Source organism: Variovorax sp. UC122_21, assembly GCF_044056785.1.
Lineage (GTDB): Bacteria > Pseudomonadota > Gammaproteobacteria > Burkholderiales > Burkholderiaceae_C > Variovorax.
The window spans coordinates 5,753,113-5,778,203 of sequence record NZ_CP172004.1 but is presented as its reverse complement, the minus strand read 5'-3'; the positions used below and the strand labels follow the sequence as shown (position 1 = coordinate 5,778,203).

20 protein-coding genes and 1 pseudogene are annotated in these 25,091 nt (G+C 71.1%); 18 read left to right on the top strand and 3 right to left on the bottom strand.

Features of this window, described 5'->3' with window-relative positions; translation table 11 throughout:
- The first annotated feature begins 76 nt into the window (after nucleotides 1-76).
- From ACHMXE_RS39890 to ACHMXE_RS39850, 9 genes and pseudogenes are all read left to right on the top strand, one after another.
- Nucleotides 77-2,239, top strand: a complete 2,163-nt coding sequence (locus ACHMXE_RS39890; protein ID WP_395349097.1) for a thiamine pyrophosphate-dependent enzyme — start codon at nucleotides 77-79, stop codon at nucleotides 2,237-2,239.
- Complete coding sequence (locus ACHMXE_RS39885) at nucleotides 2,236-5,019, top strand: indolepyruvate oxidoreductase subunit beta family protein (protein ID WP_395349096.1); 2,784 nt, start codon at nucleotides 2,236-2,238, stop codon at nucleotides 5,017-5,019. Before ACHMXE_RS39890 ends, ACHMXE_RS39885 begins: the two co-directional genes overlap by 4 nt.
- Nucleotides 5,020-5,044: 25 nt before the next feature.
- The gene (locus tag ACHMXE_RS39880) at nucleotides 5,045-6,247 is read left to right on the top strand and encodes an alpha-hydroxy acid oxidase (RefSeq protein WP_209545921.1); all 1,203 of its coding nucleotides are present in this window, start codon (nucleotides 5,045-5,047) and stop codon (nucleotides 6,245-6,247) included.
- Nucleotides 6,240-7,112: a branched-chain amino acid ABC transporter permease gene (locus ACHMXE_RS39875; protein WP_093350744.1), complete on the top strand. Its 873-nt coding sequence runs from the start codon at nucleotides 6,240-6,242 to the stop codon at nucleotides 7,110-7,112. Before ACHMXE_RS39880 ends, ACHMXE_RS39875 begins: the two co-directional genes overlap by 8 nt.
- Nucleotides 7,109-8,053 (top strand): branched-chain amino acid ABC transporter permease, encoded by a 945-nt coding sequence (locus tag ACHMXE_RS39870; protein WP_203204103.1) that lies wholly within the window; start codon nucleotides 7,109-7,111, stop codon nucleotides 8,051-8,053. The genes ACHMXE_RS39875 and ACHMXE_RS39870 overlap by 4 nt, the downstream gene beginning before the upstream one ends.
- A 3-nt stretch (nucleotides 8,054-8,056) precedes the next feature.
- Nucleotides 8,057-8,203, top strand: a pseudogene (locus ACHMXE_RS39865) (ATP-binding cassette domain-containing protein); the annotation flags it as partial.
- A gap of 118 nt (nucleotides 8,204-8,321) precedes the next feature.
- Nucleotides 8,322-8,819, top strand: a complete 498-nt coding sequence (locus tag ACHMXE_RS39860) for an ABC transporter ATP-binding protein (RefSeq protein ID WP_395353009.1) — start codon at nucleotides 8,322-8,324, stop codon at nucleotides 8,817-8,819.
- The gene (locus ACHMXE_RS39855; protein WP_203204105.1) at nucleotides 8,816-9,526 is read left to right on the top strand and encodes an ABC transporter ATP-binding protein; all 711 of its coding nucleotides are present in this window, start codon (nucleotides 8,816-8,818) and stop codon (nucleotides 9,524-9,526) included. Before ACHMXE_RS39860 ends, ACHMXE_RS39855 begins: the two co-directional genes overlap by 4 nt.
- 14 nt (nucleotides 9,527-9,540) lie before the next feature.
- The gene (locus ACHMXE_RS39850) at nucleotides 9,541-10,635 is read left to right on the top strand and encodes an enolase C-terminal domain-like protein (protein WP_395349095.1); all 1,095 of its coding nucleotides are present in this window, start codon (nucleotides 9,541-9,543) and stop codon (nucleotides 10,633-10,635) included.
- On the opposite strand, the gene ACHMXE_RS39845 is transcribed toward ACHMXE_RS39850, so the two are convergent.
- Entirely contained in the window at nucleotides 10,632-11,528 is an 897-nt protein-coding gene (locus ACHMXE_RS39845) for a LysR family transcriptional regulator (protein WP_203204107.1), read from the bottom strand. The genes ACHMXE_RS39850 and ACHMXE_RS39845 overlap by 4 nt on opposite strands.
- A gap of 237 nt (nucleotides 11,529-11,765) precedes the next feature.
- The gene (locus ACHMXE_RS39840; RefSeq protein ID WP_395349094.1) at nucleotides 11,766-12,605 is read right to left on the bottom strand and encodes a transglutaminase family protein; all 840 of its coding nucleotides are present in this window, start codon (nucleotides 12,603-12,605) and stop codon (nucleotides 11,766-11,768) included.
- Between the two features lie 291 nt (nucleotides 12,606-12,896).
- On the opposite strand from ACHMXE_RS39840, the gene ACHMXE_RS39835 reads away from it, so the two are divergent.
- Both ACHMXE_RS39835 and ACHMXE_RS39830 read left to right on the top strand, forming a co-directional pair.
- The gene (locus tag ACHMXE_RS39835) at nucleotides 12,897-13,046 is read left to right on the top strand and encodes a hypothetical protein (RefSeq protein ID WP_203204109.1); all 150 of its coding nucleotides are present in this window, start codon (nucleotides 12,897-12,899) and stop codon (nucleotides 13,044-13,046) included.
- 36 nt (nucleotides 13,047-13,082) lie between these two features.
- Entirely contained in the window at nucleotides 13,083-15,287 is a 2,205-nt protein-coding gene (locus tag ACHMXE_RS39830; RefSeq protein WP_395349093.1) for a catalase, read from the top strand.
- Between the two features lie 17 nt (nucleotides 15,288-15,304).
- Here ACHMXE_RS39830 and ACHMXE_RS39825 read toward each other — a convergent pair whose 3' ends face one another.
- On the bottom strand, nucleotides 15,305-16,195 hold the full coding sequence (locus ACHMXE_RS39825; RefSeq protein WP_209545908.1) for a LysR family transcriptional regulator: 891 nt from the start codon (nucleotides 16,193-16,195) through the stop codon (nucleotides 15,305-15,307).
- Between the two features lie 76 nt (nucleotides 16,196-16,271).
- Here ACHMXE_RS39825 and ACHMXE_RS39820 point away from each other — a divergent pair, with 76 nt between their 5' ends.
- The 7 genes from ACHMXE_RS39820 (at nucleotide 16,272) to ACHMXE_RS39790 (ending at nucleotide 25,012) form a co-directional block, all read left to right on the top strand.
- Nucleotides 16,272-17,120, top strand: a complete 849-nt coding sequence (locus ACHMXE_RS39820; protein WP_395349092.1) for an HpcH/HpaI aldolase/citrate lyase family protein — start codon at nucleotides 16,272-16,274, stop codon at nucleotides 17,118-17,120.
- A 31-nt stretch (nucleotides 17,121-17,151) separates the two neighbouring features.
- Entirely contained in the window at nucleotides 17,152-18,030 is an 879-nt protein-coding gene (locus ACHMXE_RS39815) for an amidohydrolase family protein (RefSeq protein WP_395349091.1), read from the top strand.
- A gap of 34 nt (nucleotides 18,031-18,064) precedes the next feature.
- The gene (locus ACHMXE_RS39810) at nucleotides 18,065-19,168 is read left to right on the top strand and encodes a hypothetical protein (RefSeq protein ID WP_395349090.1); all 1,104 of its coding nucleotides are present in this window, start codon (nucleotides 18,065-18,067) and stop codon (nucleotides 19,166-19,168) included.
- A 6-nt stretch (nucleotides 19,169-19,174) separates the two neighbouring features.
- A complete protein-coding gene (locus ACHMXE_RS39805; protein WP_395349089.1) occupies nucleotides 19,175-20,377 on the top strand; it encodes a DUF5624 domain-containing protein in 1,203 nt (400 codons plus the stop codon).
- Nucleotides 20,378-20,504: 127 nt separating this feature from the next.
- Complete coding sequence (locus tag ACHMXE_RS39800; protein ID WP_395349088.1) at nucleotides 20,505-21,473, top strand: Bug family tripartite tricarboxylate transporter substrate binding protein; 969 nt, start codon at nucleotides 20,505-20,507, stop codon at nucleotides 21,471-21,473.
- 220 nt (nucleotides 21,474-21,693) lie between these two features.
- Nucleotides 21,694-22,731 carry a porin gene (locus ACHMXE_RS39795; protein WP_395349087.1) on the top strand — a complete coding sequence of 346 codons (1,038 nt, stop codon included), beginning with the start codon at nucleotides 21,694-21,696 and terminating at the stop codon, nucleotides 22,729-22,731.
- Between the two features lie 181 nt (nucleotides 22,732-22,912).
- The gene (locus tag ACHMXE_RS39790) at nucleotides 22,913-25,012 is read left to right on the top strand and encodes a CHAT domain-containing protein (protein WP_395349086.1); all 2,100 of its coding nucleotides are present in this window, start codon (nucleotides 22,913-22,915) and stop codon (nucleotides 25,010-25,012) included.
- The last annotated feature ends 79 nt before the right edge of the window (nucleotides 25,013-25,091 follow it).

Sequence of the window (25,091 nt, the reverse complement as noted above, 5' to 3'; positions counted from 1 at the left end):
CTAAAGTCCCCGTCCACGAGCCACCCACGATGAAATCCGGCGCTTCCCGCGGCGCCGGCCGGAGACAAGAAATACCATGGAGCGATCCTTCGCCGAAGAAGTCAAGCGCCTCTCGCTGGGCGCGAACGAGGAATTCCACGGCGAGGGCATCCTGGCCGTCACCAAGGCCCTGCTGCAATCGGGCGTGAGCTACATCGGCGGCTACCAGGGCGCGCCGGTCTCGCACCTGATCGACGTGCTCGGCGATGCGCGCGAGCTGCTCGACGAGCTCGGCATCTACTTCGAGAACAGCGCCTCCGAGGCCGGCGCGGCCGCGATGCTCGGCGCCTCCATCAACTACCCGGTGCGCGGTGCCGTCACGTGGAAGTCCACGGTGGGCACCAACGTCGCGTCCGATGCGCTGTCCAACCTGGCCTCGGCCGGCGTGCAGGGCGGCGCGCTGGTGATCCTCGGCGAGGACTACGGCGAGGGCTCGAGCATCATCCAGGAGCGCACCCACGCCTTCGCGATGAAGTCGCAGATGTGGCTGCTCGATCCGCGGCCCAACCTGGGCTCGATCGTCGATGCGGTGGAGCATGGCTTCGAGCTGTCCGAGGCGAGCCAGACGCCGGTCATGCTGCAGCTGCGCATCCGCGCCTGCCACGTGCACGGCAGCTTCGTCTGCAAGGACAACCGCGCGCCGGCCATCTCCACGCGCGAGGCCATCGCGCAGCCGCGCTTCGACTTCGCCAACATCAACCTGCCGCCCTCGATCTACACGCAGGAGCGCATGAAGATCGAGTCGCGCTGGCCGGCCGCGCTGGCCTACATCCGCGACGCGCGGCTCAACGAGCGCTTCGACGGCGACTGCGCCGACGTCGGCCTGGTGCTGCCGGGCGGCCTCTACAACGGCACCCTGCGCGCGCTGCAGCAACTCGGCCTGGCCGATGCCTTCGGCAACAGCCGCATTCCGCTGCAGGTGCTCAACGTGGTCTACCCGATGGTGCCCGACGAGCTCGTCGACTTCTGCCGCGGCAAGCGCGCGGTGCTGATGGTGGAAGAGGGCCAGCCCAACTACATGGAGGACGCGCTGCACGCGATGCTGCGCAAGGCCGGCTGCGACACGCGGCTGCATGGCAAGGACATCTTCCCGATGGCCGGCGAATACACCGGCGAGGTGCTGGTGCGCGGCCTGGCCGAGTTCATCCGCCAGGCGCGGCCCCAAGCACTGGGCGACCAAGGCGCCGTGCGGGTGGCCGACAGCGCCGCGCCGCTGGCCGCGCTCAAGCCGCGCGCGGTCGAGGCGCTCGGCGTGCCCGTGCCGAGCCGGCCGCCGGGCTTCTGCATCGGCTGCCCCGAGCGCCCGGTGTTCGCCGCCATCAAGCTGATGCAGAAGGAGCTCGGCAGCGTGCACGTCAGCGCCGACATCGGCTGCCACACCTTCGGCACCCTGCCGCCGTTCAACACCGGCAGCACGGTGCTCGGCTACGGCCTGGGCCTCGCGAGTTCCTCGGGCATCGCGCCGCTGATGGGCAACCGGGTCGTCAGCATCATGGGCGACGGTGGCTTCTGGCACAACGGCTTCACCAGCGGCGTGGTCAACGCGGTCTACAACGGCCAGGACTCGGTGCTCGTGATCCTGAAGAACGGCTACACCTCGGCCACCGGCACGCAGGCCATTCCCTCCTCGCCCACGCAGCCCGCGGCCAGGCCGCTGACCTTGGACATCGAGGCCGCGCTCAAGGGCGTGGGCGTGGGCTGGGTGCGCAAGGTGCGCAGCTACAGCGTCGCCGAGATGCGCGACACGCTGCAGGAGGCGATGACCACCGAGGAGGGCGGCCTCAAGGTCATCATCGCCGACGGCGAATGCCAGCTCGAGCGCCAGCGCCGCATCAAGCCCGTCACGGCCGCGAAGCTCAAGCGCGGCGAGCGCGTGGTGCGCACGCGCTTCGGCATCGACGACGACGTCTGCACTGGCGACCACTCGTGCATCCGGCTGTCGGGCTGCCCGTCGCTCACCATCAAGCCCAACCCGAGCGCGCTGCGCACCGATCCCGTGGCCACCGTCAACCAGGGCTGCGTGGGCTGCGGCCTGTGCGGCGAGAACGCGCACGCCGCGATCCTCTGCCCCTCGTTCTACAAGGCCGAGATCGTGCAGAACGCCGGCACCTGGGAGCGCCTCTTGCACCGGCTGCGCAGCGGCGTCATCGGCCTCATGGCCGGCAAGGCGCGCGACCGCGCGGAGGCACTGGCGGCATGAACGACATTGCCTTCGAAGACGCACCGCGCATCGTGACCGTGCTGGTCGCCGCCATGGGCGGCGAGGGCGGCGGCGTGCTGGCCGACTGGCTGATCGCCGCGGCCACGGCCCAGGGCTTCCCGGTGCAGAGCACCTCGGTGCCCGGCGTGGCGCAGCGCACCGGCGCCACCAACTACTACATCGAGATCTACCCGGTCGAGGCCGCGCGGCTCGGCGGCGCGCGCCCGGTGTTCTCGCTGACGCCGAGCCCGGGCGACGTCGACATCGTCGCCGCCTCCGAGCTGATGGAGGCGGGGCGCGTGCTGCAGGGTGGCTTCGTGCATCCGCGGCGCACCACGCTCGTGGCCTCGACGCACCGCGAGTTCGCTGTGGCCGAGAAGTCCGCCATGGGCGATGGCCGCTACGACGGCCGGCGCGTGAGCGAGGCCGCGCGCGAGCTCGCGCGGCACAGCTTCCTGTTCGACATGCGCGCGCTGGCCTGGCGCCACGGCACGGTGATCAACACCGTGATGTTCGGCGCCATGGCCGGCAGCGGCGCGCTGCCGTTCTCGCGCGAGGCCTGCGAGCAGGCGATCCGAGCTTCGGGCAAGGCGGTGGAGGCCAGCCTCAAGGGCTTCGCGGCGGGCTTCGAGCAGGTGGCGCATCCCGCGCCGGAAGCCGCCGCCGGCACCGATGCGGCAACGCCGCGCGCGCCCGTCGACCCGCGCATCGCCGCCATGCCCGAGCCGCTGCACGAACTGCTGGGCCACGGCCTGCAGCAGGTGCTCGACTATCAGGACACGCGCTACGGCGCGCTCTATTTGCAGCGCGTCGACGCGGTGCTCGCGCTCGAGCGGCCCTTCGGCGGCGAGCTGCCCGTGACGCGCGAGACCGCGCGCCATCTCGCGCTGTGGATGAGCTACGAGGACGTGATCCGCGTGGCCGACCTCAAGACCCGCGGCGAGCGGCTGCAACGCGTGCGCGAGGAAGTGGGCGCGCGCCAGGGCGAGCCGCTGCGCCTGACCGAATACCTGAAGCCCGGCCTCGACGAGGTCTGTTCGCTGCTGCCGCCGCGCGCCTCGGCCTGGCTGCGCCGGCGCCTGGCCCACAAGGCGCACCGGCTCAACGTGGGCCTGCACATGCGCACCGACACCGTGCTGGGCTTCGCCATGCTGTGCGGCCTGCGCTCGCTGCGCGTGCTGCGCCGCGCGGGCGCGCGCTACGCGATCGAGCAGGCCATGATCGAGCGATGGCTCGACACCGTGCGCGCCGCGCTCGCGTTGAGTCCGCGCCTGGCCTACGAGATCGCGCTGTGCGGCAACCTGGTCAAGGGCTACGGCGAGACCAGCGAGCGCGGCCACCGCAACCTCGGCGCGGTGCTCGACGACATGCAGGCCCAGTTCGCCGCGCCCCCCGGCGATGCCGCCGCGCTCGTGCAGGCGGCCGAGCGCGTGCGCGCGCGCGCGCGAAGCCGCGCTGGCCGATCCCGAGGGCCGCACCCTGGCGCGCGCGCTGGGCCTGCCGCCGCCCGCGCCGCGCGTCCACCCCATCCACATCGTGCGGCGAAAGCCCGCGCGCTGAGGGCCCGCATCCCTTCCCCAAAGAGAACGACGACAGGAGACAAGACGATGAGAAACAGCAAGACTTCCACCTCCCTCGGCCGCCGCGCCGTCAACGCGCTGCTGGCCGGCGCGCTGCTGCTGCCGCTGGCCGCGCAGGTCCATGCGGCCGGGCCGATCAAGATCGGCGCCGTGGTCTCGGCCACCGGCCCGGCCTCCTTCCTCGGCGATCCGCAGCAGAAGACGCTCGAGATGTACGTGCGCAAGATCAACGCGGCCGGCGGCGTGCTCGGCCGCAAGCTCGAGCTGGTGCTCTACGACGACGCCAGCGACGCGAACAAGGCCAATGCCTTCACGCGCCGCCTCATCATGCAGGACGAGGTCGATGCCATCCTCGGCGCGTCCACCACCGGCTCCACCATGGCGATGGTGCCGCAGGCCGAGGCCGCGAAGATGCCGCTGATCTCGCTGGCCGCCGCCTCGGTCATCGTCGAGCCGGTCAAGCCCTACGTGTTCAAGATGCCGCACTCCGACCGCATGGCGGCCGAGAAGGTGCTCGGCGAGATGAAGAAGCGCGGCTTCACGCAGTTCGCGCTGCTGTCGGACACCGGCGGCTTCGGCAAGTCGGGCCGCACCGAGACGCTCAAGCTCGCCGAGTCGCTGGGCCTGAAGGTGGTGGAGGACCAGACCTACGGCGAGAAGGACACCGACGTCACGCCGCAGCTCACGCGCATCAAGTCCTCGGGCGCGCAGGCCGTGTTCGTGTTCGGCACCGGCCAGGCGCCGGCCATCATCGCGCGCAACCACCAGCAGCTCGCGATGAAGCAGCCGCTGTACACCTCGCATGGCCAGGCCTCGACCGAGTTCATCCGCATCGCGGGCAAGTCTTCCGAGGGCATCCGCATGCCGTCGCCCGCGCTGCTGATCGCCCAGGCGCTGCCCGATGCCGATCCGCAGAAGAAGGTCAGCGTGTCGTACGCCAAGGACTACGAGTCGACCGCGAAGATGGACGTGTCGACCTTCGGCGGCTATGCGCACGACGCGCTGTACCTGCTGATCGACGCGATCCAGCGCGCCGGCGGCACCGACAAGCAGAAGCTGCGCGACGCCATCGAGGCCACCAAGGACTTCGTCGGCGTGAGCGGCATCTACCGCATGTCGGCCACCGACCACATGGGCCTGGACGTCTCCGCGTTCCGCATGGTCGAGATCAAGGACGGCAAGTTCGTGGAAGTCCGCTGAGTTCGCGCGCGTCACCGGAGAGCGCATGAAGCTCAATGCGAACGATCACCGCCGGCATGCCCGCCGGCGGCTGCCGCGCTTCGTCTTCGACTATGTCGACGGCGGCGCGGAGACCGAGGACTGCTTGCGGCGCAACGAGGCCGACCTGGCCGCGCTGCACCTGGTGCCGACCGCGCTGCGCGACACCCGCCATGCCGACCCCGGCATCACGGTGTTCGGCCGGCGCTGGGCCGCGCCGCTGGGCGTGGCGCCCGTGGGCTTCTCGGGCCTGGTGCGCCCGCATGGCGACACCCTGCTGGCCTGCGCGGCCGCCGCCACCGGCGTGCCGCACGTGCTGTCGACGCCGTCGAACGACCGGCTCGAGGCGGTGCGCGAGGCCGCGCTGCGGCGCGACCCCGAAGCGCTGCAATGGATGCAGCTCTACGTGATGGGCGATCGCGCCATCGCCGAGCAGCTGGTGCGCCGCGCGCGCGCCGCCGGCTATTCGGCGCTGGTGCTGACGGTCGACGCGGCCGTGAGCGGCTTGCGCGAGCGCGATGTGCGCAACGGCTTTCGGCTGCCGTTCCGCTTCACGCCCTCGACCCTGCTCGACCTCGCGCTGCATCCGCGCTGGTCGCTCGCGATGGCGATGCAGGGCCGCTCGCCTTCGTTCGTCAACCTGGCCGAGGCCGACGACGGCGCCACCTCGGCCCAGCTGCAGGCCGCGCTGCTGTCGCGCACCATGGACCGCACGCTGGCCTGGGAACACCTGGCCTGGCTGCGCCGGCTGTGGGACGGCCCGCTGCTGGTCAAGGGCCTGCTGCATCCGGGCGATGCCGCGCTGGCCGTGCGCCACGGCGCCGACGGCATCGTGGTGTCCAACCACGGCGGCCGCCAGCTCGACGCGGCGCCCTCGACCATCTCGGTGCTGCCGCGCATGGTCGATGCCGTGGCCGGGCGCATCCCGGTGTTCGTCGACGGCGGTTTCCGCCGCGGCAGCGACGTGGTCAAGGCGCTGGCCGCCGGCGCCACCGCGGCCTTCGTCGGCCGCGCCGCGGTCTGGGGCATGGCCTGCGACGGCGAGGCGGGCGCGCGCGGCGTGCTCGCCGGCCTGGTCGACGACATCGCCCGCACCCTGGTGCTGCTGGGCGCCGACCGCGTGGACGAGGTCGCGCCCCACCACCTGCTCGCCAACCTTCCCTTCCCCGGCAGTGCCGGGCTTTCCCACGCCGGAGCACGCCATGGCTGACTTCATGCAATTCGTCTTCTCGGGACTCACCACCGGCGCGATCTACGCGCTGGCCGCGCTGGGCTTCTCGCTGATCTACAACGCCAGCGGCGTCATCAACTTCGCGCAGGGCGACTTCCTCATGCTCGGCGCCATGATCACGGCCGCGCTGCTCGGCGCCAGCCTGCCCTATGGCGTGGCCGTGGCCGGCGGCGTGCTGGCCACGGTGGTGGCGGGCCTGCTGCTGTACCGGCTCGCGATCAAGCCCGCGGGCGAGGCCAGCGTGGTGTCGCTGATCATCATCACCATCGGCGCCTCGATCTTCATCCAGGGCGTGGTGCAGATCGTGCTCGGCAAGAACCAGCAGACCCTGCCGGCCTTCAGCGGCGACGCGGCGCTGTCGATCCTCGGCGCCTACGTGCTGCCGCAGAGCCTGTGGGTGCTGGGCACGGCGGCGCTGCTGGTGGCGCTGTGCTTCGCCTTCTTCCGCTTCACCATGGTGGGCAAGGCCATGCTCGCGGTGGCGGCCAATGCGCTGGCCGCGCGCGCGGTCGGCATCCCGACCTCGCGCGTGCTGCAGCTCTCGTTCGGCCTGTCGGCGCTGCTGGGCGCCGTGGCCGGCGTGGTGGCCGCGCCGATCACCACCACGGTCTACGACATCGGCCTGATGCTGGGCATGAAGGGCTTCGTCGCGGCCACGCTGGGCGGGCTCGGCAGCGCGGGCGGCGCGGTGGTCGGCGGCCTCATCGTCGGCCTGCTCGAGGCGCTGATGGCGGGCTATGTCTCCTCGGCCTACAAGGACGCCGTGCCCTTCGTGCTGATCGTGTTCATCCTGCTGGTCATGCCGCACGGCCTGTTCGGCAGCAAGGGGGCGGAGCGCGTATGAAGGCGTCCTCGCGGGCGCTGCTGCGTCCCTCCCTGCTGCTGCTGGCCCTGGTGCTGGCGCTGCTGCCGCTGGCCCTGCCCAACAACTACGTGATCGACGTCGCGGTGCGCATCGCGCTGGCGGCCATCGCCGCCATCGGCCTCAACCTGCTGATGGGCTTCGCGGGCCAGATCAGCATCGGCCACGCGGCCTTCGTCGCCATCGGCGCCTACGGCAGCGGCATCGTGACGGCGCGCTTCGGCTGGCCCGCGCTGCCGGCCATCTGCGCCGCGGCCGTGGGCGCGGCGCTGGTGGCCTGGCTGATCGCCAAGCCGATCCTGCGCCTCAAGGGCCATTCGCTGACCATGGCCACGCTCGGGCTGGGCGTGATCGTCAACATCGTGCTGATCAACGAGGTCGCCTGGACCGGCGGCCCCGACGGCATGCCGGTGCCGCCGCTGGCGGTGGCCGGCTTCGCCTTCGCCAAGGTGCTGCACTGGTATGCGCTGGCGGCGGTGCTGCTGTGGCTCGCGGTGCTGCTGTCGCTCAACCTCTACGAGTCGCCGGCCGGGCGCGCGCTGCGCGGCCTCAACGGCTCCGAGGTGGCGGCGCGCGTGATGGGCGTGGACGTGGCGCGCTTCAAGGTGCGCGCCTTCGTGGTGTCGGCCGTGTTCGCCGCGGTCTCGGGCAGCCTCACGGCGCACTACCTGGGCTTCATCAGCCCCTCGCTGGCGGCCTTCACGCATTCGGTGGAGCTCGCGACCATGGTGGTGTTGGGCGGCATGGCCTCGACCTTCGGCGCGCTGCTCGGCGCCGCGCTGCTGACGGCGCTGCCGCAACTGCTGGGCGGTCTGCACGGCTACGAGATGGTGTTCTTCGGCCTGGTGCTGATGCTCACCATGATGTTCCTGCCCAAGGGCCTGGTGCCCACGCTCGCGCTGCGGCTGCGCAGGAAGGGCTGAGCCATGCTCGAAGTGAAGAACCTCAGCAAGTCCTTCGGCGGCGTGCACGCCATGCAGGACGTGAGCTTCAACGTGCGCGCCGGCTCGGTGCATTCGGTGATCGGGCCCAACGGCGCCGGCAAGACCACGCTGTTCAACCTGATCAGCGGCGTCTACGAGCCCACGCGCGGCGAGATCCTGCTCGACGGCGAGAACGTGGCGGGCATGGCGCCCGACCGGCTGGCGCGGCGCGGCATCGAGCCGCACCTTCCAGAACCTGCAGGTGTGCATGAACATGACGGCCTGCGAGAACGTGATGCTCGGCGCGCACCTGCACACGCGCAGCTCGCTGCTGGGCGGCATGACCGGCGCCACGCGCCGCGCCGATGCCGCGCTGCGCGAGGAGGCGCTGCGGCTGATCGACTACGTCGGCGTGGGCCGCCATGCGCATGCCCATGCCACGCAGCTCTCGTTCGGCCTGCTCAAGCGGCTCGAGATCGCGCGCGCCCTCGCGAGCCGGCCGCGCCTGCTGCTGCTCGACGAACCGGCCGCGGGCCTCAACGACACCGAGACCCACGAGATCACCGAACTGATCCGCAGCATCGCCGCCTCGGGCGTGACGGTGCTGCTGGTGGAGCACGACATGAAGCTGGTGATGAACATCTCCGACCACCTGCTGGTGCTCGACTACGGCCGCAAGCTCGCCGAGGGCACCGCCGCCGAGGTGCGCGCCAACCCGCAGGTGATCGCGGCCTATCTCGGCACCGAGGCGGAGGCCTCGGCATGAGCGGCATCGCACTGGAAGTCAGCGGCCTGCGCGCCGGCTACGGCCGCATCGAGGCACTGCACGGCATCGACCTGCAGGTCGGCGCGGGCGAACTGGTGGCGCTGGTCGGCGCCAACGGCGCGGGCAAGACCACCTTGCTGCGCGCGGTCTCGGGCCTGATCCGCGGCAGCGCCGGCAGCGTGCGCCTGTTCGGCCGCGAGATCGCGCGCGACAGCGCCGACGCGCGCGTGCGCGCCGGCCTGGCGCAGGTGCTCGAGGGCCGGCAGGTGTTCGGCCCGCTGTCGGTGCAGGACAACCTGCTGCTGGGCGGCTACACGCGCGCCGAGCGCCGCGCGCAGCGGCTGGACGAGATGTACGCGCTGTTCCCGGTGCTCGGCGAGAAGCGCCTGCTGGCGGCCGGCACGCTCTCGGGCGGCCAGCAGCAGATGCTGGCGATCGCGCGCGCGCTGATGTGCGAGCCGCGCATGCTGCTGCTCGACGAGCCCTCGATGGGGCTGGCGCCGCTGCTGGTGAAGGAGATCTTCGGCGTCATCGCGCGGCTCAAGTCGCGCGGCATCCCGATCCTGCTGGTGGAACAGAACGCGCATGCCGCGCTCTCGGTGGCCGACCGCGGCTACGTGCTCGAGACCGGCGCCATCGCGCTCGGTGGACCGGCCGCGCAGCTGCTCGGCGACGAGCGCGTGAAGGCCGCCTACCTGGGCCTGTGAGGAACGACGCACGCATGAACTCCCTTCCCGACACCGGCCTGCGCGTGGCCGACGTGCAGGCGCGCTGCGTCAACGTGCCGCTCGAGCATCCGGTGCGCACCAGCGTGGGCGTGGTGGCGACCGCGCCGCTGGTGCTGGTCGACCTGCACGCGGACGACGGCACCGTCGGCCATGCCTACCTGTTCACCTACACGACGCTCGCGCTGCGCGCCACGCGGCGCATGGTGCTGACCCTGGGCAGCGTGCTCAAGGACCAGCCGCTCGCGCCCTTCGACCTCGACCGGCTGCTGGCGCAGCGGCTGCGCCTCTTGGGCCGCACCGGCATCGCGCTGATGGCCGGCGCCGGGCTCGACATGGCGGCCTGGGACGCGCTGGCCAGGGCGCGCGGCGTGCCGCTGGTCGAGCTGCTGGGCGGCACGCGCCGCGCCATTGCCGCCTACGACAGCCACAGCATGGACGGCCTCGCGCTCGGCACGAAGCGCGCCGCGCTCGCGGTGGCGCAGGGCTTTCGCGCCATCAAGACCAAGATCGGCCATGCCACGCTGGCCGAGGACCTCGAGGTGGTGCGCGCGCTGCGCGCCGTGGTTGGCGAGCGCGTCGAACTGCTGGTGGACTACAACCAGGGCCTGAGCGTGCCCGAGGCGGTGCGCCGCATCCGCGCGCTCGAGGACGAGGGCGTCGGCTGGGTCGAGGAACCCACGTTGCAGGAGGACCACGCGGGCCATGCGCGCATCCGCGAACGCGTGGCGCTGCCGCTGCAGATGGGCGAGAACTGGTGCGGTCCCGAGGAGATGGCCAAGGCGCTGCAGGCCGGTGCCTGCGATCTCGCGATGCCCGATGCGATGAAGATCGGCGGCGTGACCGGCTGGCTGCGCGCCGCCGCGCTGGCGCAGGCGCATGGCGTGCCGATGTCGAGCCACATCTTCCAGGAGGTCAGCGTGCACCTGATGGCGGTGACGCCGACGGCCCACCTGCTCGAGCGCATGGACCTCGCGGCACCGGTGCTGGCGCGGCCGCTGGCCTTCGAGGACGGCATGGCGACCGCGCCGGCCGAGCCCGGCACCGGCATCGCGTGGGACGAGGAGGCCGTGCGGCGCTATCTGGTCTAGAGCTTGCCGAGCGTGCGCACGATCTCGTCGACCAGCCAGCGGTGCGCCGCGCTGTACTCGTGGCGCGCATGCCAGTGCGCCTGCACCTGGAAGTCGGGCAGCGCCAGCGGCAGCGGCAGCGCCTTGAGCCCGCCCTGGCGCACGTAGAGGTCGGCCACGCGCGAGGGCAGCAGCACCAGCAGGTCGCTCTGCGACAGCAGCTGCGGCAGCACGGTGAACTGCGGCACGCGCGCCACGATGTTGCGGTTGATGCCGCGCTCGGCCAGCATGTCCTCGATCAGGAAGTGGCCCGAGCGCGGCGACGACACCATCACGTGACGCGCCGCCGAGAAGGCCGCGAGGCTCATGCGCTCGCCGATGCTCGGATGGCTGGCCGACATCAGGCACACGTAGTGCTCGCGGAACAGCAGCGCGCCGTGCATCGGCGAACCGAGCGAAGGGATGTTGCCGACCGCCATGTCCAGGCGCCCGGTCGACAGCTCCTCGCCGAGCGTGTCGGAGATCTGCGCGATCTCGATCTCGATGCGCGGCGCCACCTCCTGGAAGCGGCGCAGCAGCGGCGGCACGAAGTACAGCACGCCGATGTCCGACATCGCGAGCCGGAAACGCCGCGTCGAGCGCAGCGGATCGAAGCTGGCGTTCTGCTCGAGCGTGCCCTCGACCATCGTCAGCGCCTCGCGGAAGCGCTGGAACAGCTGCTCGGCCATGCCCGTGGGCACCAGCCCGTCGCTGCCGCGCGAGAACAGCCGGTCGAGGTAGACCTTGCGCAGCTTCGCAAGTGCGTAGCTCACAGTCGACTGCGTGACGTCGAGCCGCTCGGCCGCATGGGTCACGCTGCGGGTTTCGTAGATCGCGACGAACACGCGAACGAGGTTCAGGTCGAGGTGGCTCATGCGGGGCTGAATGTGCCACATGAATGCGGGATCGGGCAGCCGTACGCAGAGGGCGCGAAGATTCCGCGAAGGACGCGAAAGCACAGCCGAAATGTGTGGGCCGCGCCCAAGCGATCGCCGTGCGCCCAACATCGCAGGAACGGTGCAAGGCGGTCGTGCGACGACAGCCCACCTTTTGGGATTTTCTTCTGCGACTTTCGCGAAACCTTCGCGTCCTCTGCGTTCGGCTGCCCGTATTCAGCCAGCCCCTGCAATCTCCTCGGTCGTCACGTCGAAGCGCGCCAGCGTGTGCGCGCCGAACATCATCGTGATCGGCACGTCGGCCGCGTCGCGTCCGCGCGCCACCGTCACGCGGCCGATGCGGCGCTGGTTGTGGCGCGCGTCGAAGGTGTGCCAGCGGTCGCCGAGGTAGACCTCGAACCAGGCGCTGAAGTCCATCGGCGATCGCACCGGCGGCACGCCGATGTCGCCGAGGTAGCCGGTCACGTAGCGCGCCGGGATGTTCATGCAGCGGCACAGCGTGATCGCCAGGTGCGCGAAGTCGCGGCACACGCCGGTGCCCTCGCGCAGGCCCTGCGCGGCGGTGCGCGTGGCGCGTGCGCTGGCGTAGTCGAAGCGCAGGTGGCCGTGCACGAAGTCCGAGATCGCCTGCACGCGCGACCAGCCCGGTGCCACGGTGCCGAAGCGGTCCCAGGCGAACTGCAGCAGCTCGCTGTCGACCTCGCAGTAGCGGCTGGGCAGCAGGAAGGCCAGGGTCTGCACCGGCAGCGCGGCGGGATTGTGCTCGATGGCGTCGCGCTCCACCGGGTCGGGCGTGCCCGGGTCGGCGATCACGGCCTGGTTGCGCAGCCGCACGTTCGTCACGCCCGCGGGAATCTGCACGCGCGCGCAGGCATTGCCGAAGGCGTCGAAGTAGTGGTCGGTGAACAGCGGCGGCTCGATCGTGAGCTGCTCGCCGCCGCCGCGCAGGTCCGCCACCCGCGAGGGATGGACCTGCAGCATGTAGACCAGCGCGGTGGGCGCGATGGGGGCCGTGGCGAGCGCGAGCTCGATGTCGTAGCCGATCCGGATGAGCATGGGTTCTTTCGCGGGGGAGATTCCCCAACACCGATCTTGGGGCCGGCGACACCCGCGCGCGTGGGGTCAACGCGCGCATCGCTCGTAGTCCGTCGCGCTGTCGGCGCCTTCCTACCGCAGGGGCGTCCGCTCTCCCACAGACGGGGGCGGGCCGCCACTACGGGTTTTGCGCGGTGCGACCCCTACGCTCGGTCTCCGCCCGCATCGAAGCTAGGCAGGGAGCGTTCGCAAGTCCTGGCCAGAGCGATCCATATCGCACGGGCGCGTTCAACCGGTCCGCTGGAGGGAATCATGGAGTTTTCGTCGCTGTTCGACTCGTTCGCCACCCATTGGGGCGACGAGATCCTGATCTGGTCCGTTGCCGCCGTCGCCGGCTGCATCTGCCTGGTCGCCGTGGTGAATGTGCTGGACATGCTTCTGGACAACGGCGGCGCTGGATGAGCCTGAGCTCCCTACACGACACCTGAAAGCCCCTCGATGACGCCACAGAACAAGGCCGCCGCCCGGCGCGCCAAGCCCGCCAAGAATTCCAAAGCGGGGGACGCCAGCGACGCCAAGCAGCAGCAGCTCGAGGGCTTCACGCTCGACCATGGAGCCGAGCTGACGACCAACCAGGGACTGCGGATTCCCGACAACCACAACTCGCTGAAGGCCGGACGGCGCGGACCCACGCTGCTCGAGGACTTCATCCTGCGCGAGAAGATCACGCACTTCGACCACGAGCGCATTCCCGAGCGCGTGGTGCATGCGCGGGGCGAGGCCGCCCACGGCTACTTCCAGGTCTACAAGTCGATGTCGCAGTTCACCAGCGCCGACTTCCTGCAGGACCCCGATGCGCGCACGCCGGTGTTCGTGCGCTTCTCGACCGTGGCCGGCTCGCGCGGCTCGGCCGACACCGTGCGCGACGTGCGCGGCTTCGCCGTCAAGTTCTACACCCGCGAAGGCAACTACGACCTCGTGGGCAACAACGTGCCGGTGTTCTTCATCCAGGACGCGATGAAGTTCCCCGACCTGATCCACGCCGTCAAGCCCGAGCCGCACCACGAGATGCCGCAGGCCGCGAGCGCGCACGACACCTTCTGGGACTTCGCCTCGCTGATGCCCGAGACCACCCACATGCTGATGTGGGCCATGAGCGACCGCGCGATCCCGCGCAGCCTGCGCATGATGGAAGGCTTCGGCGTCCACACCTTCCGCCTGGTCAACGCGCGCGGCGAGAGCCACTTCGTCAAGTTCCACTGGAAGCCCAAGCTCGGCATCCACGGCCTGGCCTGGGACGAGGCGCAGAAGATCGCGGGCAAGGACCCCGACTTCCATCGCCGCGACCTCTGGGAGGCGATCGAGAACGGCGACTTCCCCGAATGGGAGCTCGGCGTGCAGATGATTCCCGAGGGCAAGGAAGGCACGCTGGGCTTCGACCTGCTCGATCCCACCAAGCTGATCCCCGAGGAGATGGTGCCGGTGCAGAAGATCGGCCGCATGGTGCTCAACCGCAACCCCGACAACTTCTTCGCCGAGACCGAGCAGGTGGCGTTCCACCCGGGCCACCTGGTGCCGGGCATCGACTTCACCAACGACCCGCTGCTGCAGGGCCGGCTGTTCTCGTACACCGACACGCAGATCTCGCGGCTGGGCGGCGCCAACTTCCACGAGCTGCCGATCAACAAGGGCGTGTGCCCGTTCCACAACTTCCAGCGCGACGGCATGCACCGCCAGACCATCGCGCGCGGCCAGGTCGCCTACGAGCCCAACACGCTGGGCAGCGGCGCCGAGTTCCGCGTGGACGGCGACAGCGCCGGCTTCCAGAGCTACCCCGACACCGACTACGAGGCGCCCAAGCTGCGCCGCCGCAGCCACACCTTCGACGACCACTTCACGCAGGCGCGCCTGTTCTTCGAGAGCCAGAGCGCGCCCGAGAAGGAGCACATCATCGCGGCCTTCCGCTTCGAGCTGTCGAAGGTGGAGGTGCCGGCGATCCGCCAGCGCATGGTCGACAACCTCGCGCACGTCGACGAGAAGCTGGCGCGCCGCGTGGCCGAGCCGCTGGGCATCGGCGAGCCCGATGCGCGCGCTGCGGCCGGGCGCGCGGGCTTCCGCGAGCACCGCATCCACATGCCGATCGAGGAGTCGCCGGCGCTCAGCATGGCGGGCACCGGCGACGGCTCGATCCGCACGCGCAAGGTCGCGATCCTGGTGGCCGACGGCATCGACTCGGCCTCGCTCAAGCCGATCCGCGAGGCGCTCGAGCAGGCCGGCGCGCAATGCAAGGTCGTGGGCCCGCGCCTGGGCTCGGTCGTCAGCGGCTCCAAGCGCCAGGTCGACACCGACGCCACCTTCGTCAACATGCCCTCGGTGATGTTCGACGCGGTGCTGGTGCCCGCGGGCGCCGAGGGCGCGCGTGCCCTGGCCGCCAGCGGCGACGCGGTGCACTTCGTGCTCGAGGCCTTCAAGCACTGCAAGGCCGTGTGCACGGTGGGCGAGGGCGTGCAGCTGCTCGCCACCCTGGGCATCGGCGCCGACACGCCGGCCGACGGCCTGCCGCCGGGCGTGGTGGTGGCGGCCACGCCGGTCACCAACCTCGGCGACACCAGCGCCGCGCAGCAGATCGCGCAGGACTTCGTGGCCGCGATCGCGAAGCACCGGCACTGGGACCGGCCGAACATCGACGCCGTGCCGGCCTGAGCCAGGCCTGAGCCCGCTCAGACCCGTGCCGAACGCCGCAGCTGCTTGAGCAGCAGGCCCAGGTACGGGTTCGGGTCGGCCTCGCGGTAGCCCAGGTGCAGCGCCGACACGGCGCTCTTCTCGCGCAGCCGCTGGTAGACCACGCCCTCGAGGCGGATCGACTCGGTGCCGCTGGGCACGATCGCGAGGCCGACGCCGGCCGACACCAGGCCGACGATGGTCGAGGCGTCGCGCGCCTCCTGCACCATGCGCGGGCGGAAGCCCGCCTTCGAGCACAGCTCCTGCACCTTCCAGTACAGCCCGATGCCCGAATGGCGCGGGTAGAGGATCAGCGGCTCGTCGCGCAGGTCGGCGATGCGCACCGGCGCCTTGCTCAGCGGATGCGTGGCCGGCACCGCCACCATCAGCGGCGCCTGGTACCAGGCCTCGATCGCGATGCCCGCGGGGATCGGCACGTTGGGATGGCGCAGGATGCCGAGGTCGAGCCGGTGGCCGTGCACCGCATCGAGCTGGTCGAGCGAGGTCATCTCGTGCAGCGCCAGCGCGATGCGCGGATGCGCGGCCTGGAACTCGCGGATCGCGGCCGGCAGCGTGGCCGACAGCATCGACGAGGCGGTGTAGCCCAGCGCGATCTTGCCGATGCCGCCCGTGGCCGCGTCGCGCGCCTCGCCCTTGGCCGATTCCACCGACGCGAGGATCGCCTGCGCGCGCTCGAGGAAATGGCGCCCGGCCTGCGTGAGATGCACGCGGCGCTTGTCGCGATCGAGCAGGCGCACCTGCAGCTCCTCCTCGAGCAGGCGGATCTGCGTGCTCAGCGGCGGCTGCGCCATGTGCAGCCGCTGCGCCGCGCGCGTAAAGTTCAGCTCCTCCGCCACCGCCACGAAATAGCGCAGATGCCGTAGTTCCATCGATATCTCCTGCGTATGGAAATCTGTGACCAATCAGTATTTCCAAATATAAGGCCGACTGCCTACAGTCGCCGCCATGGAGACAAGAGACACCCCTTCGCCGGCCTTTGCCGGCCACACCAGTCCCCTGATGCAGCGGCTCGCGCGCCGCCAGTGGGTGGCCGCGCTCGGCGTGCGCCATGCGCGCGGCGCCGAGATCGCGCGGCTGGCCAAGGCCAGCGGCCACCATGCGATCTGGGTCGACCTCGAGCACAGCGCGATGCCGATCGACGCGGCCGGCGCCATCTGCGCCACCGCGCTCGACATCGGCCTGGTGCCCTTCGTGCGCGTGCCCGAACGCGAATACGGCGTGATCGGCCGGCTGCTCGACGCGGGCGCGGCCGGCATCATCGTGCCGCGCGTCGAAACCGCCGAGCAGGCGGCCGACGTGGTCGCGGCCTGCCGCTTCCCGCCCGAGGGCCATCGCTCGGCCATCGCCGCGCTGCCCGCCTTCGGCTACCGCCGGCTGCCGGCCGCCGAACTGCGCGAACGCGCCAACCGCTCGACCGTGGTCAAGCTCTTGATCGAGAGCCCGCGCGGCATCGAGAACATCGAGGCCATCGCACGCGTGCCGGGCGTGGACCTGCTGGCGATCGGCAGCAACGACCTCGGCGCCGAGATGAACCTGCAGGGCGGCCCCGCCGTGCATCCGCGGCTGCGCGAGGCGCACGACGCCGCGCTCGCGGCCTGCGCGCGCGCCGGCAAGCCGCTGGCCATCGGCGGCGTGGCCGACATCGCCTACGTGGCCGACTGCATCCGCCGTGGCGCCGCGCCCTTCCTCATGACCGGCATCGACACCGACCTGCTGCTCGCCGTGCTGCACGAGCGCGTGGCGCAGGCGCTCGATTCGGTGCGCGCGCTCGACGGCGCCGTGCTGCTCGACTGAGTCTCTTCAAATTTTCGATCCGACCTTTTCCATGACCGACCAGATCCTCGTTTCCAAGCCGATGCGCGACGCGCAGACCCTGACCCGCGCCGCCTTCGAGGTGCCCGCCGGTGCCTGCGACGCGCACGTGCACGTGTTCGGCCCCGAGGCACGCTACCCGCGCGTGCCCGCGCCGCACTACACGCTGCCCGACGGCGACCTGCCGCAGCTGCGCGCCGCGCTCGGCGTGCTCGGCCTCGAGCGCTTCGTGATCGTGCAGCCCAGCTTCTACGGCACCGACAACCGCTGCATGCTCGACGCGCTCGACATCGCGGGCGATGCCGCGCGCGGCGTCGCGATGGTCGAGGACGGCACCTCGGCGGAGGAACTCGCCGCCATGCATGCGCGCGGCGTGCGCGCGCTGCGGCTCGACCTGTTCCTGCGCTCGGGCCTGCCCACGGCCGAGCTGCAGCGTTTCATCGCGCGCAGCGTGGAGCGCACGCGCGCGCTCGGCTGGCATGTCCAGTTCTACACGCCGGGCTGGGTGGTGCGCGACCTGATCCCCTTCCTGCCCGAGATCGAGAGCGACTTCGTGATCGACCACATGGGCTACATGCTCGAGAGCGACGGCCTCACGCGCGCCGACTTCGACCGCCTGCTGCGCGCGGTGCACGACGGCCGCGGCTGGTTCAAGCTCTCGGGCCCGTACCGGCTCGCCAAGGACGGCAACTACGCGCGGCTGCGCCCGCTCGCGCAGGCCATCGTCGAGGCCGTGCCCGAGCGCGTGATCTGGGGCAGCGACTGGCCGCACATTCCCGAGGGCGGGCGCGACACCGGCGAGCTGCTGAACCTGCTGGGCGACTGGATCCCCGACGCCGCCGCGCGCCGGCGCATCCTGGCCGACAACCCGGCGCGGCTGTTCGGGTTCTGAGACCATGGATGCCTCCACGATCGAAAGCCCGGCCATGCAACTGAACTGCATCCAGGAACTCGCCACCACCGGCGCGCGCGCGGTGGCCGGCTTCGTCCACGGCGGCACGCGCTACCTCGCGGTGCCGCAGCTGGCGCGCGACGTCGAGGGCCAGCCCGCGAAGATGACGCTGGGCGACAGCGACCTCGAGATGCCCGTGTACCGCTGGGAGGGCGGGCGCTTCGTGCCGCATGCCAGCCTGCCGGTGCCCGGCGGCGAGGACGCCGAGTTCTTCCGCATCGGCGAACGCGCCTTCCTCGCCACCGCGAGCCTGCGCAGCGGGCGCGATCCCTACACGCTGGCCGTGCCGTCGACGATCTTCGAGCTGGTCGACGGCCGCTTCGAGCCCTTCCAGCGCATCGACGGCTTCGCGGCCAAGCAGTGGCACCACTTCGCGATCGGCGAGCGCCATTTCCTCGCGCTCGCGCAGGGCGTGACCCTGCCGGGCGAGCAGCCCGCGCGGCCGGTGTCGTCGTGCCTCCTCGAATGGGACGGCGCGCGCTTCGTGCCGTTCCAGGACGTGCCCTCGGCCTGGGGCTACAACTGGGCCTTCTTCGAGGTCGGCGGCGAGCGGCTGCTGGCCCATGCCGACCATGCCGTGCCCTCGCTGCTGCTGCGCTGGAACGGCGAACGCTTCGAGCCGTTCCAGCAGCTCGATGGCCGCAGCGGCCGCGCCTTCTGCTTCTTCGAGACCCAGGGCCAGGCCTGGCTGGCCTTCGCCAACCTGCATGGCGACACGCTGCTCTACCGCTGGCAGGACGGCGGCTTCGCGGTGCACCAGGTGCTCGCGGGCCCGGGCGGGCGCGAGTTCGCCTGGCGCGGCGATGCGCAGGGCGGGCACCTCGTGCTCGTCAACTTCCTGCACGGCACGCGCGAGGCGCCGATCCCCGAGCTCGAGTCGATCGTGTTCCGCATGCAGGACGGCCGGCTGGTCGAGGCCGCGCGCTTCGCGACCTCGGGCGGCACCGACGCCGCCTTCTTCGAGGCCGACGGCGCGCTGCATCTCGCGGTCGCCAACAGCCTGAGCGCCGCGGTGCGCTTCGCGACGCCCAGCCGCATCTACCGCGTCGACGGCCTCGGCGCCTCCATCACGGGCTGACCCGCCATGGCCACCTATGCACCTCACGAAAGCCCCGAGCTGGTCCGCCTGTTCGAGACCTACACGGCCGGGCCCACGAGCATCGGCGCCACGCTGACGGCACGCACCGCCGCGGCCAGCGCGCACGATCCGCTGATCGTCGCGACCAGCACCGACATCGTGCTGTTCCCCGGCGGCGGCCGGCCGCCCGAGATCGAGGGCTTCCGAATGTCGACGCGCGGCTTCAAGGAGCTCGCGGGCATCTCGCACCACGGGCCCGCGGTGGCTTCGCTGCTGCGGCTGCGCGAGCTCGATCCCGAGGGCGAGCTCTGGCGCGCCGAGACCCGACGCCTGATCGACAGCACGCGCGCCGCGCGCGCCGCCAACTCCGAGGCGCTGTGGCGCGACACCGTCGCGGTGCCGGCCTACCGCGGCCGCGAGGCGCGCATCGCGCAGCTGGTCGACTACTCGTGCGCGCTGACCGAGCGCTACCTCGAGCGCGCGCTGCGCGAGCCCGAGACTTTCACCGCCGCCGACATGCGCGAGCACTACATCGAGGCGCGCGGCGATGCGGTGGGCGCCACGGTGCCGATGAACGCCGTGATGATCGCGACCTTCTTCCTGGTCGGCATGGACACCGGCCACCGCGTGATCGGCTGGTTCGACCGCCATGCGATCGATTGGTCACGCGCCATGGTGCTGATCGTCGGCCGCCAGGGCCGGCCCACGGCCGGCGTGACCTGGACCACCAACTCGGTCGCCGCCATGATCCTCGCGGCCTCGGGCCAGCGGCTCGCGCTCGACCGGCTCTACATCGCGCCGCACGGCCCGAGCTTCAAGGTGGCCGAGCTGCCCGACCTCGCGGCGGTGCGCGCCTTCGAGGCGCCGCTGCGCCAGATCTGGGCCCACACCCGCACCGTGAGCGAACTCGGGCCGCTGATGTACGAGGGCTATCCGCGCTTCGAGCCCGGGGCCGCGGGGCGGCCCCATATCGACGCGCGGACGGAGTCGGTCGGCGAGATGCCCGCGATCGCGAGTCCCGACGACTGGTTCGCGCTCAACACGCGGTTGCGCGTGGTGCTCGAGGACCCGCGGCAGCTGCTCTCGGGCTGCGTGGTCGACTACGCGGTCGACCAGCTGCGCGCCAACGGCAACGACCCCGCGCGGCTGGTGGTGCCGGGGCTGGACAACGTGAGCTATCCACCGTTGGCGCCACGCGCCGGCGGTTGAGCGGAACGCGGCGGACCGATCGGGTTCGCGGAGGCGGGACAACAAGACAAGAGCAGAACGGCAGGCACGCCGGCGGCGACGCCGCGCGCATTCGATTCATAGAAAAGAGAAACGGAGACAAGACACCATGAGAAAGCTCGCAACCCTGTGGGGCGCCGCCCTCGCGCTGACGCTGGCCGGCGCCGGCGCGCAGGCGCAGTCCGGCGCCTGGCCCCAGCGCCCGATCCGGATCATCACGCCCACGCCGGCCGGCGTGGGCTCGGACGTGTTCGCGCGCGCCTACGCCGAGCGGCTCGGCCAGATGCTCAAGACGCCGGTGGTGGTCGAGAACCGCCCCGGCGCGCTCGCGGCCATCGGCACCGACGCGGTCGCCAAGGCCGCGCCCGACGGCTACACCATCCTGTTCTCGACCAGCAACCCGTTCACCATGACGCCGTTCCTGCTGTCGAAGCTGCCCTACAACCCGCAGACCGACCTGGTGCCGGTCACGCAGGCGCTCAAGGGCGGCTCGTTCATCGTCGCCAACCCCTCGGTGCCGGCGAAGAACCTGGTGGAGCTGGTGGCGCTCGCGAAGAAGGAGCCGGGCCGCGTGAGCTTCGCCTCCTACGGCTCGGGCAGCACCGCGCACCTGGGCTTCGAGCTGTTGCAGGACGCCGCGGGCATCGAGCTGCTGCACGTGCCCTACAAGCAGAGCGCCATGCCCGACGTGATCGCGGGCCAGGTGATGCTGGGCTTCGAGCCGCCGATCTCGGCGCTGCCCAACATCCGCGCCGGCCGCATCAAGCCCATCGCCTACACCGGCAGCCAGCGCAGCGCCGCGCTGCCCGACGTGCCCACGCTGGCCGAGCGCTACCCGGGGCTGGAGGTGTTCACCTGGCTGGGCTTCTGGCTGCCCGCGAAGACGCCGCCCGAGATCGTCGACCGCTTCAACCGCGAGATCCGCGCGGCCACGCAGTCGCCCGAGCTGCAGCGGCTGATCGCCGAGGCCGGGCTCGAGCCGATGGGCACCACGCCCGAGGAGACGCGCGCCATCGTGCGGCGCGAGGCCGAGGCGATGGGCAAGCTGATCAAGGCCAAGAACATCCGCATCGACTGAGCGTGTTCAGGGCGGGCTTCGATCCTTCGACAAGCTCAGGACAGGCCAAGCTCAGCCTGAACGGGATCGGCTGAACCCGCCAGAGCCACCCCTCAACCGTTCACGCTGAGCCTGTCGAAGCGCGCCCCCAGCGCCGCATTCCGCACCACCACCATCACGCCGCGCCGGCCCGAGGGCCGCAGCGCCGGCTTTCGCTCGCCCCACTTTCGGAGACACACCCATGCGCCACATCCCCTTCGCGTTCCGCGCCGTCCTGGCCGCCCTGTTCCTTGCCTCCCTGCCGCTGCTCTCGCAGGCCCAGTCGAGCGTGCAGGTCTTCGGCACCGTCGACCTCAACTTCACCTACAGCAAGGCCGGCGGCAAGAGCGTGCGCGCCATGGACCAGGGCGGCAACATCTTCCCGAGCCGGCTGGGCTTTCGCGGCAGCGAGGACCTCGGCGGCGGGCTGGTCGCGAGCTTCTGGCTCGAGTCGGCGCTGCTGCCCGACACCGGCGAGTACCAGGGCGTCTACTGGCACCGGCGCTCCACCATGAGCCTGTCGAGCCGCACCTGGGGCGAGCTGCGACTGGGCCGCGACTATGTGCCCACCTTCTGGAACGTCTCGCAGTTCTCGCCCTTCGGCACGGTGGGCGTGGGCGGCTCGGCCGCGATGGTCGAGGGCTGGCCCATGGGCCTGGGCGGCGCGCGCACGCTGGTGCGGGTCGACAACTCGGTCGGCTACTTCCTGCCGCGCGACCTTGGCGGCTTCTACGGCCAGGCGATGTACGCGATGCCCGAGGGCGCGGAAGGCATGCGCTATGCGGGCGCGCGCCTGGGCTATGCCAGCGGCCCGCTCGACATCGCGGCCGCCTACGGCCGCACGCCGGTGGCCAACGGGCAGGTCTACCGCACCGCGACCGTGGGCGGCACCTACGACTTCGGGCCGGTGAAGCTCTATGCCAACTACCACCGCCACCAGGCCTTCAACGACCGCCAGGTGCACGTGATGGTGGGCGCGAGCATGCCGGTGGGCGCGGGTGTCATCAAGCTGTCGGCCGCGCGTGCCAATCGCAGCGGCCCCGGCCTCGATGCCGACGACGCGACCCAGTTCGCGGTCGGCTACGTGCACTGGCTCAGCAAGCGCACGGCGGTCTACACGGCCTATTCGCGCATCCGCAACCGCGGCAACGCGGCCTACGTGGTGGCCGATTCCTCGCCGGCCGGTTCGCCCGGCATGCCCTCGAGCGGGCTGCAGTTCGGCATCTCGCACAACTTCTGAGACCGGGGCGTGACGTCCCCCTAGTCCATTTGCGCTAGACCGTATTGCGAATAGGCGGGGGTAGGGGCCGTCCCTAGACTTTCCCCACGAGGCCAGAACGGCGCGCACTTCCGCGGCGTCGATGCCCGCCAAGGCGGGCATGCCGGCCGCGCGCGGGGGTCCAATGGCGAGGTTTTCGAGAATGGGATGGGCGCTGGGATGGGCCGGCGCGATGCTGCTGGCGCAGCTGTCGCCGGTGCAGGCGCAGGAAGGCCCGAGTGCCGAGGCCGCGGCCAGCAAGATGGAGCAGGCCCGGCTCGCCGACACCGACACGCTGCTGGCGCTGACCAGCGAAGGCGCGGTGCTATACGGCCAGGACAACGTCAAGCTGTCGGGCTACCAGTACTGCAGCCAGGCGGTGGCGCTGGCCGAGGCCGGCGAGTTCCGCCAGAGCGTGCGCGCCGCGAGCAAGGCGCTGCACCTGGCGAACACCACCAACGACCCGAACCTGCGCGCAATGGCCAACCGCGACCTGGCCATCGTCTACAGCTATTCGGGCCAGCTCGAGAAGGCCGAGCAGTTCGCCCGCGAAGCGCTCAAGAGCGAGGCGCGCGATCCCAAGCTGGTGGTGGGCCCGGTGCAGAAGGTGATCGGCGACGTGCGCACGCGCCGCGCCGATTACGACGGCGCGATCCTCAGCTACGACGAGGCCCTGGCCAACAGCTCGCCGCGCTATGCGCCGCTGGTGCAGGCCTCGCTGGTCAATGCGCTGATCGAATCGGGCACGCCGGCCAACACGCAGCGCGCGCGCGAACTGATCGGCACGCTGCCGCAACCGAAGGACGCGCCGCTGGCCGCGCAGCTCGACCGCACGCGTGCACGGCTGCTGCTGGCCGAGAACAAGCCGGCCGAGGCGCGCGATCTCTACCGCACGCTGGCCACGCGCCAGGTCGGCGCCGACAGCGGCTACTACCAGCTCTGGGCCTGGGACGGCGTGGCGCGCAGCGAGGTGGCGCTGGGCCAGAAGCAGGCCGCGGCCGAAGCCGTGGGCCGCGCGCTCGATGGCGTGGACAAGGTGCGCGCGAAGTTCCGCAGCGAAGAATTCAAGACGGGGCTGTTCTCCGACCTGCAGTCGGTGTTCGAGCGCGGCGTGGCGATCTACAGCGACGCGGGCGACAGCGGCCGCGCCTTCGAGGTCAGCGAACACAGCCGCTCGCGCGCGCTGCTCGACGCGGTGCGCGGCCGCGCGAAGCTCAGCGAGCAGGCCGCCGCCACGGTGGACCTGGCGACGCTGCAGCGCACGCTGGCCGCCGACGAGCGCGTGGTGCAGTTCCATTCGCTGCCCGACCGGCTGATGGTGTGGGTGGTGAGCCCCGCGGGCATCGAGAGCAAGACGATCCCGGTCAAGCGCGAGGAGCTGACCGAGCTGGTCGAGACCTTCCGCAACACCATCGTGCGCGGCCGCCGCACCGCGATCACCAACGCCGACAAGCTCGGCGCCGCGCTGCTCGGCCCGCTGAACCTGCAGCCCGGCCAGCGGCTGGTGATCGTGCCGCACGGCCCGCTGCACTACCTGCCGTTCCAGGCGCTGCGGCTGAACGGCCGCTACGTGATCGAGACGCACCCGGTGGCGGTGGCGCCCTCGATCAGCATCGCGGTGCAGCTCGCGCAGCGCACGCCGCGCGTGAACGCCACGCTCACGGCCTTCGGCAATCCGCGCATCGAGGACAAGTACGACCTGCCGGGCGCCGAGAGCGAGGTCAAGCAGCTCGCTCAATACTTCCCGAGCAACACCGTCTACATGGGCGCGGCCGCCACCAAGACGCAGTTCCGCGACGTGGCCTCGCGCTCGCCGCTGATGCACGTGGCGGCGCACGCGGAGGCCGACGAGGTCGATCCGCTGTACTCGCGCATCCTGCTGGCCAACGAGGGCGGCAAGCAGAACTTCCTCGAGGCGCACGAGATCCTCGAGCTGCCGATGCAGGGCACGGCCCTGGTGACGCTGTCGGCCTGCGAATCGGGCCTGGGCCGCATCGCGCAGGGCGACGAGGTGCTGGGCTTCACGCGCTCCTTCCTCTCGGCCGGCAGCTCGAGCCTGATCGCGTCGCTGTGGCCGGTGTCGGACGACGCGACGGCGGTGCTGATGAGCACGCTCTACGGCGAACTCGCCAAGGGCCGCGACCTGCAGAAAGCGATGCAGGCGGGGCAGCTGGCGGTGCTCAAGGATCCCAAGATGTCGCATCCCTTCTTCTGGGCGCCGTTCAATCTGATCGGCAACTGGCGTCTGACGGTGGGGAGCTGAAATGAAACACCAACAGCCGGACGCAGAGGACGCGAAGATTTCGCAAAGGGCGCGAAAGAGAAATTCAAAATTTTCTTGC